14 protein-coding genes are annotated in these 15,671 nt (G+C 73.7%); 9 read left to right on the forward strand and 5 right to left on the reverse strand.

Annotation, left to right across the window (positions count from 1 at the left end; genetic code table 11):
* Nucleotides 1-74: 74 nt before the first annotated feature.
* A complete protein-coding gene (locus tag ABD350_RS31210; protein WP_344352286.1) occupies nucleotides 75-1,016 on the forward strand; it encodes a LysR family transcriptional regulator in 942 nt (313 codons plus the stop codon).
* 39 nt (nucleotides 1,017-1,055) lie between these two features.
* Here the strand turns inward: ABD350_RS31210 and ABD350_RS31215 are convergent, their stop codons facing one another.
* The gene (locus tag ABD350_RS31215) at nucleotides 1,056-1,805 is read right to left on the reverse strand and encodes an adenosylcobinamide amidohydrolase (protein WP_344352287.1); all 750 of its coding nucleotides are present in this window, start codon (nucleotides 1,803-1,805) and stop codon (nucleotides 1,056-1,058) included.
* Between the two features lie 153 nt (nucleotides 1,806-1,958).
* Between ABD350_RS31215 and gad the strand changes: the two genes are divergently transcribed.
* From gad to ABD350_RS31230, 3 genes are all read left to right on the forward strand, one after another.
* Nucleotides 1,959-3,383 carry a glutamate decarboxylase gene (gene gad, locus ABD350_RS31220; protein WP_344352288.1) on the forward strand — a complete coding sequence of 475 codons (1,425 nt, stop codon included), beginning with the start codon at nucleotides 1,959-1,961 and terminating at the stop codon, nucleotides 3,381-3,383.
* Between the two features lie 65 nt (nucleotides 3,384-3,448).
* Entirely contained in the window at nucleotides 3,449-4,318 is an 870-nt protein-coding gene (locus ABD350_RS31225; protein ID WP_344352289.1) for a class II glutamine amidotransferase, read from the forward strand.
* Between the two features lie 26 nt (nucleotides 4,319-4,344).
* Nucleotides 4,345-5,250: an NAD-dependent protein deacetylase gene (locus tag ABD350_RS31230; protein WP_344352290.1), complete on the forward strand. Its 906-nt coding sequence runs from the start codon at nucleotides 4,345-4,347 to the stop codon at nucleotides 5,248-5,250.
* A 52-nt stretch (nucleotides 5,251-5,302) separates the two neighbouring features.
* On the opposite strand, the gene ABD350_RS31235 is transcribed toward ABD350_RS31230, so the two are convergent.
* From ABD350_RS31235 to ABD350_RS31250, 4 genes are all read right to left on the reverse strand, one after another.
* Nucleotides 5,303-5,593 (reverse strand): GlsB/YeaQ/YmgE family stress response membrane protein, encoded by a 291-nt coding sequence (locus ABD350_RS31235; RefSeq protein WP_344352291.1) that lies wholly within the window; start codon nucleotides 5,591-5,593, stop codon nucleotides 5,303-5,305.
* Nucleotides 5,594-5,977: 384 nt separating this feature from the next.
* Nucleotides 5,978-6,514 (reverse strand): hypothetical protein, encoded by a 537-nt coding sequence (locus ABD350_RS31240; RefSeq protein WP_344352292.1) that lies wholly within the window; start codon nucleotides 6,512-6,514, stop codon nucleotides 5,978-5,980.
* A 162-nt stretch (nucleotides 6,515-6,676) separates the two neighbouring features.
* Nucleotides 6,677-7,891: a MalY/PatB family protein gene (locus ABD350_RS31245; RefSeq protein WP_344352293.1), complete on the reverse strand. Its 1,215-nt coding sequence runs from the start codon at nucleotides 7,889-7,891 to the stop codon at nucleotides 6,677-6,679.
* 14 nt (nucleotides 7,892-7,905) lie between these two features.
* Nucleotides 7,906-9,084, reverse strand: coding sequence for a phosphoribosylaminoimidazolecarboxamide formyltransferase (locus ABD350_RS31250; protein ID WP_344352294.1), 1,179 nt, complete (start codon nucleotides 9,082-9,084; stop codon nucleotides 7,906-7,908).
* A 525-nt stretch (nucleotides 9,085-9,609) separates the two neighbouring features.
* Here ABD350_RS31250 and ABD350_RS31255 point away from each other — a divergent pair.
* The 5 genes from ABD350_RS31255 to ABD350_RS31275 all read left to right on the forward strand — a co-directional run bounded on the left by ABD350_RS31255 (nucleotide 9,610) and on the right by ABD350_RS31275 (nucleotide 15,581).
* Nucleotides 9,610-10,854 carry an MFS transporter gene (locus ABD350_RS31255; RefSeq protein WP_344352295.1) on the forward strand — a complete coding sequence of 415 codons (1,245 nt, stop codon included), beginning with the start codon at nucleotides 9,610-9,612 and terminating at the stop codon, nucleotides 10,852-10,854.
* Nucleotides 10,855-11,142: 288 nt separating this feature from the next.
* Nucleotides 11,143-12,423: an acyl-CoA dehydrogenase family protein gene (locus ABD350_RS31260; RefSeq protein ID WP_344352296.1), complete on the forward strand. Its 1,281-nt coding sequence runs from the start codon at nucleotides 11,143-11,145 to the stop codon at nucleotides 12,421-12,423.
* Between the two features lie 158 nt (nucleotides 12,424-12,581).
* Nucleotides 12,582-12,845 (forward strand): hypothetical protein, encoded by a 264-nt coding sequence (locus ABD350_RS31265; RefSeq protein ID WP_344352297.1) that lies wholly within the window; start codon nucleotides 12,582-12,584, stop codon nucleotides 12,843-12,845.
* Nucleotides 12,832-14,535 carry an acetolactate synthase gene (locus ABD350_RS31270; protein ID WP_344352298.1) on the forward strand — a complete coding sequence of 568 codons (1,704 nt, stop codon included), beginning with the start codon at nucleotides 12,832-12,834 and terminating at the stop codon, nucleotides 14,533-14,535. Before ABD350_RS31265 ends, ABD350_RS31270 begins: the two co-directional genes overlap by 14 nt.
* A 5-nt stretch (nucleotides 14,536-14,540) precedes the next feature.
* Nucleotides 14,541-15,581 (forward strand): LLM class flavin-dependent oxidoreductase, encoded by a 1,041-nt coding sequence (locus ABD350_RS31275; RefSeq protein WP_344352299.1) that lies wholly within the window; start codon nucleotides 14,541-14,543, stop codon nucleotides 15,579-15,581.
* The last annotated feature ends 90 nt before the right edge of the window (nucleotides 15,582-15,671 follow it).

The raw sequence follows: 15,671 nt of genomic DNA on the forward strand, positions 1-15,671 counted from the left end.
TAGCGCTCCGGCACGGTGGCCGGGCACCCGGGGGCCCGCTCCTCGTCCGCTCCCGGCCCCATCACGGGGCGTCCGTGCCCGCGTACGATGCGGCGGTGACGGTCTGCTCCGCGCCGGGCGGAGCGCTGCGTGAGCGGGAGCGGATGATGGATCTGCGGCAGATGGAGGTCGTCGTCGCGGTGGCCGACACGGGCGGCTTCACGGCGGCGGCGCGGCGTCTGCACGTGGTCCAGTCCGCCGTGTCCGGCACGGTCCGGACCCTCGAACGCGAATTGGGCACGCCCCTCTTCGACCGCACCACACACCGCGTCTCGCTCACCCCGGCGGGAGAGGCGTTCGTCCCCGCCGCCCGGGCCGCTCTGCGCGCGGCCGAACTGGCGCGGGAAGCGGTCGACGCGGTCAAGGGACAGCTCCGCGGCCGGATCACGGTCGGCACCATGCAGGGGGTGTGGGCGGGCCTGCACCATGCCCTCGCCGCGCTGCGCAGGGAGCATCCGGGCGTGGTGGTCCAGCTCCGGCAGGCCGCGGTCGCCGACATCCGCCAGGCACTGCGCGACGGTACGGTGGACCTGGCCGTCGTGGCACTCGACCGGCAACAGCAACGCGGGCTGACCACACGCCTGTTGTCCCGCGAGGACATGGTGCTGGTGGCCTCGCCGCACCGGGATCTCCCCGGGACGACGCAGGACGGCGAGGTCGATCTCGCCGACATCGCCCGGTTGCCCATGGTGGACTTCTCACCGGGCTGGGCCATCCGCTACGCGGTCGACCGGTCCTTCCGCGCCGCCGGCGTCGAACACACCACCACGTTCGAGGTGAACGACATCGTCGCGGCAGCCGAACTGGTCCGCAACGACCTGGGGGTCTGCATCATGCCCAGGTCGATCGCGGACCGGTTCCCCGACCTGCGCCGGTACCCGTTCCACCGGCACGCGCCGAGCTGGAAGATCATGGTGGTACGGCCTCCCGGAGAGGCGCCCCCGGCGGTCGCCGCACTGCTGAACCACATCACATGACTGCCGCGGGCCGCCCCGGGACCCCGCAGGACACAGGTGTCAGGAACCCCTCTGTGCCCGATAGCTGTCCGAGACACATGTTTCCGCCGCCCGTGCTTCGGGGGTCGGATATGTGTGCCGGGCGGCGGTGCCCACGGCCTGGTGGACGGCGCGGGCCAGCCGCGCGCCCCACAGTGAACGGGGGCCGGCGAACGCGTGGACCTCGTCGTCGGCGCGCGGGGACCGGGCGGCCACGCACACGGCATCCGTAGGCGTGCCCGAGCAGTCGTAGCCCGCCGCGAGCAGTGCCTGCACCTTGGCCTCGGTGGCGGTGGCCACCGCGTTGACCAGCGCCGCGTCGGTCAGCGCCACCGGTAGCGCGACGAGGATGTTGACCGTGCCGGGCCGCGCCGCCACGGCCGTGCCCTCCGCCGGGGAGGCCGCCCAGCCGCGTACCCCGAGCCCGGCGGTGGCGACCGCCTCCACACCGCCGTCGCAGGCGTGACCGTACGCCCGGACATCGGCGGCGGTCATCAGCCCCACCCCCGGCCCGTGGGCGCCGGCGGCGCGGGCCAGCTCGGCGAGGTGGCGGTCCGGGTCGGTGCGCCGGTAGCCGTGGGAGACCTGCGCGTTGAGCACCCAGGAGCGTTCCCCGATCCCCCCGCCGAGCACAGCGCTGCTGATCATCCGCCAGCCGTCGCCGGCCCGCCACAGCAGGCTGTGCAGCCGCTCGTCGTCCTCGGCGCGGACGTGTTCCCGCACGCGCAGCAACCCGGAGGCGGGGCGGGGCGGCGGGATGACGGCGGGCATCGGACGGGTACTCCTCGCGGGGCGGCAACCGGTCGATCGTACGCGGCGCCGTCCGCCCCGGAGCGATAGGTCTGCTGTGCCCGGATTTGTCGGCGTGGTGACGGGAACCCCGGACAGTGCCACGCCGGCCAGGGCAGAGAGGACCGAGCGCGTATGACGGCGCAGCCAGACGACCGCGGCGTAAGCCGGGACCTGGAGATCAACCCGATCTTCAGCCGGGAACCCGTCCGAGTGCCCCGGTACGCGATGCCGGACCAGGGGATGGAACCGGACACCGCCTACCAGGTGGTCCACGACGAACTGATGCTCGACGGCAACGCCCGGCAGAACCTGGCGACGTTCGTCTCCACCTGGGCCGAGCCCCAGGCCCGGCACCTGATGGCGGAGTGCGCCGAGAAGAACATGATCGACAAGGACGAGTATCCGCAGACCGCGGAGCTCGAAACCCGGTGCGTCCACATGCTCGCCCGGCTCTGGCACGCCGAGGACCCGCGCCGTACGACAGGCTGCTCGACCACCGGTTCGAGCGAGGCGGCGATGCTGGGCGGGCTGGCACTCAAGCGGCGCTGGCAGCACAGGCGGCGCGCCGAGGGCAGGCCCACCGACCGGCCCAACCTCGTGATGGGCATCAACGTGCAGATCTGCTGGGAGAAGTTCGCCGACTACTTCGAGGTCGAACCGCGCTACGTCCCGATGGAGGGCGACCGCTACCACCTCACGCCGGACAAGGCCGTCGAACGGTGCGACGAGAACACCATCGGTGTCGTCGCCGTGCTCGGCTCCACCTTCGACGGCAGCTACGAACCCGTCTCCGGCATCGCCGCGGCCCTGGACGACCTGGAAAGCCGTACCGGCCTCGACATCCCCGTCCACGTCGACGGCGCGTCCGGAGCGATGATCGCGCCCTTCCTCGACCCCGGCCTCACCTGGGACTTCCGGCTGCCCCGGGTCGCCTCCGTCAACACCTCCGGCCACAAGTACGGCCTGGTCATGCCCGGCGTCGGCTGGGTCCTGTGGCGCGACCGGGACGCCCTCCCCGACGACCTCGTCTTCCACGTCAACTACCTCGGCGGCGACATGCCGACCTTCGCGCTCAACTTCTCCCGGCCCGGGGCCCAGGTCGTCGCCCAGTACTACAACTTCCTGCGCCTCGGCTTCGACGGCTACCGGCGCGTCCAGCAGACCTGCCGCGACGTCGCCACCCGGCTGGCCGCCGAGATCGCCGGGCTGGACCCGTTCGAGCTGATCACCGACGGCGGCGAGCTCCCCGTCTTCGCCTTCCGGATACGCGACGGGATCGACACCTTCAGCGTCTTCGACGTCTCCGCCGCGCTGCGCGAACGCGGCTGGCTGGTACCCGCCTACACCTTCCCCGCCGACCGGACCGATCTGGCCGTCCTGCGCGTCGTGGTCCGCAACGGCTTCAGCCACGACCTGGCCGACCTGCTCCTGGAGGACCTGCGCCGCGCACTGCCCCGCCTGCGCGAGCAGCACGAGCCGCACCGCGACGCCGACGACGCCGGCGGCTTCGCCCACGGCGCGGAGACCAAGAACCCGAGGCGCCCGGGCCGCCACTGACCACGCACCACCGCCGGGCACCGCGTCGCCGGGCGGCCGGCCGCCCGGCGAGCGAGGAGAAGACCATGTGCCGCCTGTTCGGCCTCAGCAGTGCCCCACGACGCGCCCACGCGACGTTCTGGCTGCTGGACGCCCCCGACAGCCTCAGCCGGCAGAGCCATCGCGACCCCGACGGCACCGGCCTCGGCTACTTCGCGGCGGACGGCACCCCCTGCGTGGACAAGGCGCCCATCGCCGCCTACCAGGACCGCGCCTTCGCCGAGGAGGCCCGCCGGGTGGAGTCGGCCGCCTTCGTCGCCCATGTGCGCTACGCCTCCACCGGCAGCCTGGAGGCCCGCAACACCCACCCCTTCGCACAGGACGGACGGCTGTTCGCGCACAACGGGGTCGTCGAGGGCCTCGACCGGCTCGACGACCACCTGGGCGAGGACCGGTCACTGGTCGGCGGCGACACGGACTCCGAGCGCTTCTTCGCCCTGATCACCCGGGAGACGAGACGGCACGGCGGCGACCTCGGCGCCGGCATCCGGCACGCCGCCGGGTGGATCGCCCGGCACCTGCCCGTCTACGCCCTCAACCTCGTCCTCGTCACCCCCGACGGGCTGTGGGCCCTGCGCTACCCCGGCACCCACGAGCTGTACATCCTGCGGCGCCCGGCGGGCGGACAGCACGGCGCCCGTCACCTGGACCACAGCGGCAGCCACGGCCGTATGCGCGTGCGCTCCGCGACCCTGGCCGATCATCCGGCCGTGATCGTCGCCAGCGAACGCATGGACGACCACCCCGGCTGGCGCCTGATGGAACCGGGCGAACTGCTCCACGCCGGGACCGGCCCGCACACCACCCGGCAGGTGATCCTGCCGGACCCGCCGGCACACCGACTGACCTTGGCGGACCTGCGCCCGGACGCCGCGGCCTCGCAGCAGGCCGCTTGACCGGGCCGTTCCGTACGCTTGGCCGTATGCGTATGCGCCCCACACTGAACTGGACGCCCACCGGGGACCCGCTGCCGGGCAGCACGGATCTGGAACCGGTCGTGGAGGCGCTGCGTACCGGCGGTGTGCTGGTGCTCAGCGGGGCGGGCATCTCCACCGAGTCGGGGATTCCCGACTACCGGGGCGAGGGCGGGAGCCTGAGCCGGCACACGCCGATGACCTATCAGGAATTCACCGCCAGTGCGCGGGCCCGGCGCCGGTACTGGGCGCGCAGCCATCTCGGCTGGCGCACCTTCGGGCGCGCCGAGCCGAACGCGGGGCACCGGGCCGTGGCCTCGTTCGGGCGGCACGGCCTGCTCTCCGGGGTGATCACCCAGAACGTCGACGGCCTGCACCAGGCCGCCGGCAGCGGGGATGTCGTGGAACTCCACGGGAGCCTGGACCGGGTCGTCTGCCTGTCCTGCGGGGACCGCAGCGCGCGCCGGGAACTCGCCCGGCGGCTGGAGGAGGCCAACGCGGGTTTCGAACCGGTGGCCGCCGGCATCAACCCCGACGGGGACGCCGACCTCACCGACGAACAGGTCGGGGACTTCCGTGTGCTGCCCTGCGCGGTCTGCGGCGGCGTTCTCAAACCGGACGTGGTGTTCTTCGGCGAAGCGGTCCCGCCGCGGCGGGTCGAGCGCTGTCGCGAGCTGGTCCGGGAGGCGACCTCGGTGCTGGTCCTGGGTTCCTCGCTGACGGTGATGTCCGGACTGCGGTTCGTCCGCCAGGCGGCCCAGGAGGGGAAACCGGTGCTGATCGTGAACAGGGACCCGACCCGGGGCGACCGTCATGCGGTCACCCGGGTCGGGCTCCCTCTGGGAACGTCCCTCGCCGCCGTGGCCGGCCGGCTGGGCCTGCCGGCCACGGCGGCGGGGAGTCGGCCTGCGTGAAGTCGTGACGCTGATGGTCCGTCGCGGGCCGGAGCGGGTCGTCGCCGCCGGATCAGGCGTGACGATGGGAGTGCGAGTGGGAGTGCCGGGAGCCGGTGACGAGGCGGTAGAGGGCGAGCAGGATCAGGGAGCCGACGATCGCGGCGATCCAGGTGGACAGCTCGAAGAACCCGTCGACGGAGTCGACGCCGAAGATCACCTTGCCGAGCCAGCCGCCGAGCAGACCGCCGACCACGCCGATGAGCATGGTGACGATGATGCCGCCGGGGTCCTTGCCCGGCATGATGGCCTTGGCGATGGCGCCGGCGAGCAGGCCGAGGATGATCCACGCGATGATGCCCATGGTGGTCTCCGTTTCGTCGTTTCGTAAAGCTTGTTAGCTCATCGTGTGTACCGTCTGCGCTCGTACAAACGTCCCCTTTTGAACGCGGTGCGGGACAGACGCTCCTGGATCTCACCTCCACCGACCACGACAAGCCCGTCGACACCACCCCGCCGCCGTCCGGTCGGATCCTCGACCCCACCAGGCTCCGCTGAACCCGCGCGGCCGACGGGATGCCGGTCGGACACCCCTGCCAGGGGCCCCGGCCGGCTTCGCGTCGTGGAATCCACACCGCCCCTGTCGCGCGGGCGCGCCTCGCCGTCCGGGAACGGGCCGTGCCTCCCACCGCTGGGCGGCGAAGTCCCGTGCGCCGCCGGTGACTTGGCCGGTCCGCGCGGTCCTCTCTCAGGCCTGTTCCGCGCTGGAGAGTGCCTTGCTGATGAGGCGGGTGGCGAACTCGCGGTCGTCGGTGAGCCGGTTGATGTGCTCGGCGAGCAGGAACGCGGTGGCCTCCAGAGGATTCATCTCCTCCTTGGTCCACTTGCCGTACTGCTTGCGCCACAGGCTGGGGCTCAGGCCCATGCCCGCCGCGACGACCAGGCCGGCCATGGTGGGGATGGCCTCCGGACGGATGCTCTTGGGCATCATGCGCATCGAGGCCACCAGGCTCGGCACCACGTACTCGACGACGTCCTTGTCGTGATCCTCGTACGCCATCCGCAGCCAGGTCATGAACATGTAGATGATGGTGCAGGCGCCGTCCAGCAGGTCGCGCGCCCCCTTCGGGCCCAACGACGCGGCGAACTGGTCGGTCAACCGCTGCTGTTCGGGATCGATCCGGGTCCCGCCGTCGTAGATGGACTTGAGCCGGGAGTCGATCACCATGAGTGCTCCGCTCACGTCGCCGGCGGGGGCGTACCGGGGGTCGCAGACCGATGACAAGGGTCCCTCCTTATGGGGCCGCACCGCACGGCGCGGCATGTGCGTACCGTAGACGGCCGGTCACCCGGCGTCCGGAGAATGCCGGGGGAGGACCCGATGGAGGGGGTGAGGGCCGGCCGTCCTCACCCGTTCGGGTGGGGACAGGGGCCCGGGGTCCGGGGGTCAGGGTGCCAGCGCCTCGACCAGGGCGGTGGTGATGCGTTCGAGGATGTGGCGCGAGGTCGCGAAGTTCAGCCGTACGAACCCCCGCCCGGCCGCCCCGAAGAACGCCCCGTCGCTCAGGCAGACCCGGGCCTCGCGCAGCAGGAAGCCGGCCGGGTCGTCCAGGCCGGTGAAGGAGCAGTCCAGCCACGCCAGATAGGTCGCCTCCGGCATCGCGTAGCGCGCCCGCGGGAGCCGGTCGCCCAGCACCCGTGCCAGGAAGCGGCGGTTGCCGTCCAGATAGCGCAGTGCCTCGTGGCGCCACGGGTCGCCCGCGCGGTAGGCGGCGATGTTCGCGGCGATGCCCAGGGTGCTCGCCCCGTGCCGGGAGTGGAACGGCAGGGCCCGCCACCGCCGGACGTCGCGGTCGCTGGACAGCACCGCCTGCGCGCATTTCAGCCCGGCTATGTTCCAGCCCTTGGCGGCGGACACCAGGGTCAGGGTGTGGTCGGCCGTCTCCGGCGAGACGGAGGCGTACGGGATGTGGGGGTGCCCGGGATAGGTGAGCGGGGCGTGGATCTCGTCGGCGACGACCCGCGCGCCGTACGCGGCCACGCACCGGCCGAGCGCGCGGAGTTCGGCCCGGGTGAACACCCTGCCCAGGGGGTTGTGCGGGTTGCACAGCAGCACGGTCCCCGCTCCGCCGGCCAGCGCGGCGCCGATGGCGTCGATGTCCAGGGTCCGCCGTGCGCCGTCCGGGACGAGGGGCACCTCGACGGCACGCCGGCCCTGCGCCGCCACGACCTCCAGGAAGGGCGGATAGGCGGGGGTGGGAACCACCACGGCGCTGCCGGGACGGCTGTAGGCGCCGATGCCGAGGCCGACCCCGGTGAGCACGTCGGGGATCAGGAAGATCCGCTCGGCCGGTACCGTCCAGCCGCAGGTGCGGGCCAGCCAGTCGGCGCAGGCGGACGGCAGCCCGGTGCGGATGTCACGCAGCGGATAACCGGTCTCGCCGCGCTCCACCGCCTCGTGCACGGCCTCGCGCACGGCCGGGGCCACGGGGAAGTCCATCTCGGCGACCCAGGCGCCCAGCACCTCCCCGCCGTGCCGCCCCCATTTGAGCGTCCGGCGCGCCAGCAGCGCGTCGAGGGAGATGTCGTCGAATCCGGGCGCCGCGGGCCGGTCCGCCGCCGGCGGAGCGGCCCGTGTGCCGTCCGGTGCCTCCGCTTCCACAGGGCCTCCGCGGTTCAGTGGCAGAACAGCCGCAGTCCGGTGCGGACCAGGGTGATGGAGTGTTCCTCGCAGGCCGCCGCCACCTCCCGGCCGCGCGCCGACCCGCCGCCCTCGACGATGCAGCGCACCCCGTGCGCGGCGGCGACGTCCACGTTGTCACGGAAGGGCAGGTAGGCGTCGGAGACGAGGGTGCACGGCGTGTGCCCGGCCAGCCAGGCGGCCTTCTCGGCGGGATCCAGCGGCGTGCCGGGCGGACCGGGGTCCGGCCGGCACGCGTCGGACAAGGTGCCGGGCTCTCCCTCGATCAGCCGCAGCACGCTGTTCACGCGGTCCTGGATCGACAGCGTGCCGGGGAACCGGGCCCGCGCGAGCAGCGGGTGGCGCCGCAGCCGCCAGCGGTCGGCCTTCTCCCCGGCCAGGCGCACACAGTCCACCCGTGACTGCTGGCCCGCTCCGATGCCGATCGTGCGCCCGTCGTGGACGCAGGCCACCGAGTTGGACTGCGTGTACCGCACGGTGATCAGCCCGAGCACGGCGTCCCGCAGCTGCCGTACGGTCGGCGGTGGGCCGCCCTCGGTGCCCTCGGCCAGGGTGCCGGGGCCGATCACGAGCGGGTCGGCGTCCTGCGTGATCCGGACCCCGAACACGTCCCTGACCTGCCGGGCGGGCGGCTCGTAGGCGGGATCCACCCGCAACACGAGGAAGGTGCCCCGCTTCTTGCGTGCCAGTACCTCCAGCACGCCGGGCTCGAAGTCCGGCGCGATGACGCCGTCCGAGACGACCCTGGCCAGGAGGGACGCGGTGTCCCGGTCGACGGGATGCGACAGGGCCACCAGGTCGCCGTAGGAGGAGCGCGGGTCGCAGTCCCGGGCCCGGGCGTAGGCCGAGGCGGGGCCGGACGGCTGCGCCCCCAGCCGGAAGGTGGCCCGGGCGACCGGGTCGACCTCGCCGGCGACGGCCACACCGGCGGGGGAGACGTGCTTCATGGACGCCGCCGCGGGCAGGCCGAGCGCCCGGCTCGCCTCCCGTACCAGCTGCCAGCCCTGCAGGGCGTCCAGCAGGTTCACGACGGAGGGCGTGCCGGACAGGACCGACAAGGGCAGGGGGCCGCCGTCGGACGGCTCGGCCACCGCGGTGCGCTGTTGTGGGTTCAGGCCGTACTTCAGACGCAGACGCGTCGGGTCACCGACCATGGCCGCCTCTCCGGGAGAAATACCGACGCCGGTCACGTGGCGTCTTTCGCGTGAGCCGTGCGGGAAGTCAGGGCCGTGCGGGAAGTTCGAGCCGTGCGGGAAGTCCGGGCCGTTCGGGAAGTTGGAAATGGCGGCCGCGGCGCCGGCCCGCTCCTTTTCGCCGAGGAGTATCGCCCAGGCGTTCCGCAGGCCCCCGGCCGTGTCCGCGTTCCAGGAAACCGGGCCCTCGCGGCACCCGTCAACCCCGCCTGTGGCGCGGGTATTTCGGGGAGATGATCGGAATGCGGTCGCGACGGCCGCATTTCCTGCCGCCGGACCGCGGGCGTAGGGACGCGTCGCGCGTCGCCCGCAGGAGCGCCGCATTCGGATGACCGTTGTCCGGAACCCTGCGGTCAGGGACATTTACAGCGCCTGACCACACGTCAACTCGTGCCCCCCGGTCACTCGTATGGCGCCTTGCCGCCCGGCAGTGCCCCGGATAGGCTCCGGTTTCCGTGTACCCCCGATCGATCAGGTGACCGGCCCGTGAAGAGCGACGCAGACGACGCCGTCCGGACCGGGCAGCCGGAGGCCGCCGGGATCCCCGGTTCCCCGGCGTACTGGCCGCGGTTCGCGCTGCTCTACGGCTGCGGGATGCTGGCGGCCACCGGGCTCGGCAAGATCGCCCCGATCGCGGTGGACCTGCGCGGCGCGCTGACCCTCTCCCTCGACCAGGTCGCGCTGGTCACCTCCTCCCTCACGGCGGTCGCCGCCGTGCTCGGGCTGCCGGTCGGCTATCTCGTCGCCCGCACGGCGCCCCGCAGGGCCCTGCTCGCCGGCTGCGTCGTCATGGCGGCGGCGGGGCTGCTCCAGGCGCGGGCCGGCCACTTCTGGCCGCTGCTGGGCGCACGCCTGGTGGAAGGGATCGGGTACGTCGCCGTCGTCGTGGCCGCCCCGGCGCTCATCATCTCCATGGGCGGCGGACCACGGCGGATCACCGCGCTCGCCGTGTGGGGAACGTACTTCCCGGTGGGCCTGGCGCTGGGGCTGTTCCTCGGCGGGGTGCTGTCGGCGTTCCTCGGCTGGCGCACCTGGCTGGTCGTCCAGGCCTGCGCCCTGCTCGTCGCCGGGGCCGCCGCCGTCCTCGCGCTCGGCGGGCGGACCCCGGCCGCCGCGGAGCCGGCCCCGGCCGAGGCCGCGCCGGCCCCCGTCCGGCGCCCGGTACGCCGCCTGCTGCGGCCCTTCCTGCTGTCCCTGGGCTTCGCCACCGCCAGCGGCACCATCGTCGCCGTGGTGTCCCTCTTCCCCACCTATCTGCACGAGGTCCTCCACGTGCCCACGTCCGCGGCGGGCACCCTCACCGGGGCCGTCTCGCTGACCGGCACCGTCGGCGGCTTCCTCAGCGGCTGGCTGCTGCGCCGCGGGGTGCCGGTGCGCCGGCTGTTCACCGGCGCGCTGCTCATGCCCCTGGGCACGGCGCTGGCCTTCCTGCACTGGGGCGGGACCGGCCTCGCCGCCGCCGGCGCGGTCCTCGTGGCACTGGCCAACGAACTCGTCGTCGCCGCCGCGTTCGCGATGATCCCCGCCGTCGTCGCGGACCCCGCCGACATCGATCTCGCCAACGGACTCCTGGCCCAGGTCGGCAGCCTCGGCTCGCTGCTCGGCCCGCCGCTGGTCAGCTTCGCGGTGCTGGCGGCCGACGGCTGGTGGGCCGTGGCGCCCACCGTGCTCGCGGTCTGCGTCCCCGGGACGCTCCTGCTGCGCGCCTCGGTGCGGCGCGCGGCCGTATGAGCACGGCCGTATGAGCACGGCAAAGGCCGGAAGCGCACCCCGCCCGGCATGGCGGAAAAAGACCCCGTTCGGATGGCACGACGCGCCACTGAACGATATGAGCCAAAAAAAACGATCAATTGGATTCCGTATCGGCCTGGGCCCCGCCCGACCCTAGACTGGCCCTACCGGAAAACCGTGTGATCCTCTTTCACCCGGCCCCGGGTCTCGCCGTGTTTCGCACATCCGATGCACTTTCGATCGACAGGCGGCGGACATGACGACCGAGTCCTCGGAGGTATCCGGCAGTTGGCAGGGAATCGGGAATCCGGGCAGACAGCGGAACTACGGCAGGAGATACGGGACTGGCTCCGGGAGAACTGGAGCGAGGAACTCACGGTCGGCGACTGGTGGAGATCGCTCGCCGAGGCCGGATACGCCTTTCCCACCTGGCCCGCCGGAATGGGCGGCCGCGGCCTGGACCGCACGGCGGCCCGGGCGATAACCGAGGAGATCGGAAAAGCCGGCGCGATCGGCCCGCCCGGCGGTGTCGGACAGATGGTGGGCGGCCCGGTCCTGCTCGAACACGGCACGCCCGGGCAGCGGCGCCGCTGGGTCCCCGCGCTGGCCGCCGGGACGGAGTCCTGGTGCCAGCTGTTCAGCGAGCCCGGCGCCGGATCGGACCTGGCGAGCCTGCGACTGCGGGCCCACCGCGACGGCGACCGCTGGATCCTCAACGGCCAGAAGGTGTGGTCCCGGGAGGCCGAGACCGCCGACCGCGGCCTGGCCCTCGCCCGCACCGACCCCTCCGTCCCCAAACGCAAGGGCATCAGCCTCTTCGTCGTCGACCTGGACCAGCCCGGCGTGGACATCCGGCCGATCCGGCAGATGAACGGCCGCGCCACCTTCAACGAGGTCTTCCTCACCGATGTGGTGGTGCCCGCCGGACACGTCGTCGGCGCCGTCGGCCAGGGCTGGCCGCTGGCCGTGGCCAGCCTGGCCTACGAACGCGAGGAAGTGGGCGGCTCGGGCGTGCTCCGGCCCGCGCGCCTCGCCCGGCCCGGCCGGCGGGGCGGGATGCTCCACCGACCCATCGCGGAACTCGCCGAGGAACACCGCCGGGCGGAACGGGCCGCCGGCGTCCGCCGGGGAGTGCGCACCCCCGAGGCGCTGATCGCCCTCGCCCGCGAACTGGGCCGGTCCGAGGACCCGGTCGTCCGCCAGCGGCTCGCGGCCCTGTACGCGACGGCGCGGACCAACCGCCTGCGCGGCCGGCGGGCCCACTCCGCGCGCCGCCCCGGCCCGGACGCGTCCCTGGGCAAGCTCGTCGCATCCGCCACCGGACGCCAGGCCCGCGACATCGGCCTGTCCCTGCTGGGCGCCGAAGGCATGCTGACGGGCCCGGAGACCACCGGCGAAGGCGCGTTCCAGCAGATGGCCCTGTCGGTGCAGTCGCTGTCCATCGCGGGCGGCACCGACGAGATCCAGCGCAACCTCATAGGGGAGCGCGTGCTCGGACTGCCCAGGGAACCGGAGGCCGACCGGGACGTGCCCTTCCACGAGCCGCGGGCGGGGACGCGGCGCGAGTAGCCCTACGACCGCGACAGCCGACCAAGGGGGCAGGCGTGGACCCGAACGGTCATCGGAACCCTCGTCATGGAAGCATGCCGGGGCCCGGCCCCGAAAAGCACCGGCCGACCCGGCCGCGCGTCGCGGTGAGCCGGACCCGGGACGCCCCGGGACCGCGGGTGGACAGGCCGCCGCGCGAGACCGGCGTCCGCCCGGCGGGCCCCGGACGCGGCGAGGCGGGGAAGCGTCCCGGTGCCGGGACCGGCGGCCCGGAGGAGGACGCGGCCGTCGGCCACGAGTCCCCGCGCCGCCTCCCGGAGGAGCACCCCGGCGAGCTGCCGCCGCCCCCGGCGCGCGACCCGCTCACGGCGCCGCCGTGCCCGTGGCAGGCCGTGAACGGCCCCGGCAGGGCACCCGGTCACCACGGCCATGTCGGCTGCTGAGCCCGGGGCGGGCGGCTGTCGGACCGGGACACCGGCCGGCGGCCCGGACGACGGCGAGGCCGCCCCGGCCGGACCCCGGCGGATCGAGGGAGAGGGCGGCGCACTCGCCGTCGCCGCCCTGCGGGCACACGGCGTGGACACCCTGTTCACCCTCTCGGGCGGCCACATCTTCTCCGTCCTGCACGCCGCGGCCGGCGCCGGGATGCGCATCGTCGACGTCCGCCACGAACAGACCGCGGTGTTCGCCGCGGAAGGCTACGCCAGACTCGGGCGCCGCCCCGCCGTGGCGCTGCTCACCGCCGGACCCGGCGTCACCAACGGCATCAGCGGACTGGCGACCGCCCAGGCCAACGGCGCGCCCGTCGTGGTGCTGGCCGGGCGGGCCGCCCTGAAACGCCGGGGCACCGGCGCCTTACAGGAGTTCGACCACCTCCCCCTGGTCACGCCGGTGACCAAGGACGCCCGGACCGTCACCCGCACCGACGCCATCCCCGGCGAACTGCGGACGCTCACGGCCACGGCCGCCACCCCGCACCGCGGCCCGGTCTTCCTCGACATCCCCCTCGACGTGATGCACCGCCGGGCGGGCGCCACCCTGCGCCCGCCGCTCGCGGCCGGCCCGCCCGCCCCCGACCCCGACGAGATCGCCAAGGCCGCGGAACTCCTGGCCGCCGCCCGCCGCCCGGTCCTCGTGGCCGGCGGCGACGTCTGGTGGGGCGGCGCCTGGGAGGCGCTGCGCCGCTGCGCCGAGTCGCTGCGCGTGCCGACGTTCGCCAACGGGCAGGGCCGGGGCTGTCTGCCCGCCCGGCACGAGCTGGCGTTCAGCCGGTGCCGTGACGCGCTGAAGGAGGCCGACGTCGTCGTGGTGGCCGGCACGCCCCTGGACTTCCGGCTCTCCTTCGGCCGGTTCGGCAACGCGCGCGTCGTGCACGCCGTGGACCACCCCGCGCTGCGCGCCACGCACGTGCCCACGGCCGCCGCCCCGGCCGGAGACCTGCGGCGCGTCCTCGACGGCATGGCGGCCTGGTCCGGGCCCCGGGCGGACCACGAGGAGTGGACGCGGCGGCTGCGGGACCGGGAACGGGCCCTGCGCGCGGCCGAACGGCCCGAGCTGGAGCACGCGGGCGAGCCCATCCACCCCGCCCGGGTCCTCGGTGAACTGATCGCCCGGCTCGACCACGACGCAGTCGTCATCGCGGACGGCGGCGACTTCGCGTCGTACGCGGGCCGGCTCCTGGACTCCCACCTGCCCGGCCACTGGCTCGACCCCGGCCCGTTCGGCTGTCTCGGCAACGGCATCGGCTACGCGATCGCCGCCCGGCTGCTGCACCCGGACCGGCAGGTGGTGCTCCTCCTCGGGGACGGCGCCTTCGGCTTCTCGGCGGGCGACGTCGACACCCTGGTCCGGCACCGGCTGCCGGTGGTGATGGTCGTCGGCAACAACGGCGTCTGGGGACTGGAGAAGCACCCCATGCGCGCGCTCTACGGTGCGGACGTCGCGGCGGACCTGCGACCGGGCAGCCGCTACGACCAGGTGGTCCAGGCGCTCGGCGGGGCGGGGGAGACCGTCACCGACCCGCGGCGGATCGCCCCGGCGCTGCGCCGGGCCTTCGCCTCGGGAGTGCCGTACCTCGTCAACGTACTCACCGACCCCGAGGTGGCCTACCGGCGCTCGGCGAAACTGGGGTGACTGACATGACGACAGCGGACCGCGGCCGGCTCGGCTTCGGCGTACTGCAGTTCTTCTCCTGGCCCGGCCGCCGGATACCGCCGGAGACCGTCTACCACCGCGCGCTGGAACGGATCGACATCATGGAGCGGTCCGGGGCCTACGACGCGGTGTGGCTCGCCGAACACCACTTCACCGCGTACTCGGTCTCCCCGTCGGTGAGCATGATGGGCACGCTGATCGCGGCCCGCACCGAACGGCTGCGCATCGGCACCGCCGTCTCGCTGGCCGCGATGCACCACCCGCTGCGCCTCGCCGAGGAGATCGCGCTGCTCGACGTGGTGTCCGGCGGGCGGGTCAACTGGGGCGCGGGCCGCGGCAACGACCCCACCGAGTTCCGGGTGTTCGGGCTCGACCTCGAACGCAGCTACGCGCTGTTCCGCGAGAACGTGGAGGTCGTCCTCGGGGCGTGGCGGCAGGAACGCCTCACCCACCGGGGCCGGTTCCACACCTTCGAGGACATCGAGGTGCTGCCCAAACCCCTGCAACGGCCGCACCCGCCGGTGTGGATGGCCGCCTCCTCACCGGAGGCGGTCGCCTGGGCGGCCTCGGCCGGCTACTCGATCCTGATGGACCCGCACTCCACCCACGCCGGCATCGGGGCCAAGTACCGGGCCTACCGGCAGGGCCTGGCCGACGCCGGCCATCGCGTCGACGGGCGGGTCGTCCCCATGGCACGGCTGATCGCGGTCGCCCCGACCGACGAGGAGGCCCGGGAGATCGCGCTGCGCGGCGCCCGCTGGACCCTCGGCTCCCTGAGCGACCCCGCCCGGCGCGACTACTCCCGCGGCATCCGCCCGGCCGGGGAGCGCCGGGCGGCACACGACAGCCGGGACCCGGCCGAGCGGTACGCGGACGACGTCGTGATCCACGGCAGCCCCGCCCGGGTCGCCGAACGGATCAGGGCCCTCCAGGAGGAGATCGGCCTGCACTACCTGCTGTGCGCGCCGTTGAGCCACGCCTCTTTCCTGCTGCTGACCCGGGAGGTCATCCCGAAACTGCTGTAATGGGAAACGCCCGGGAATGCCGAACCACGCGGCCGGGAGGTCGTCTTGAGGGTTGATCAGTGTCTTCTCGTCGACGGGGACGACACGTTG

This window comes from Streptomyces nogalater (genome assembly GCF_039532885.1).
GTDB lineage: Bacteria > Actinomycetota > Actinomycetes > Streptomycetales > Streptomycetaceae > Streptomyces > Streptomyces nogalater.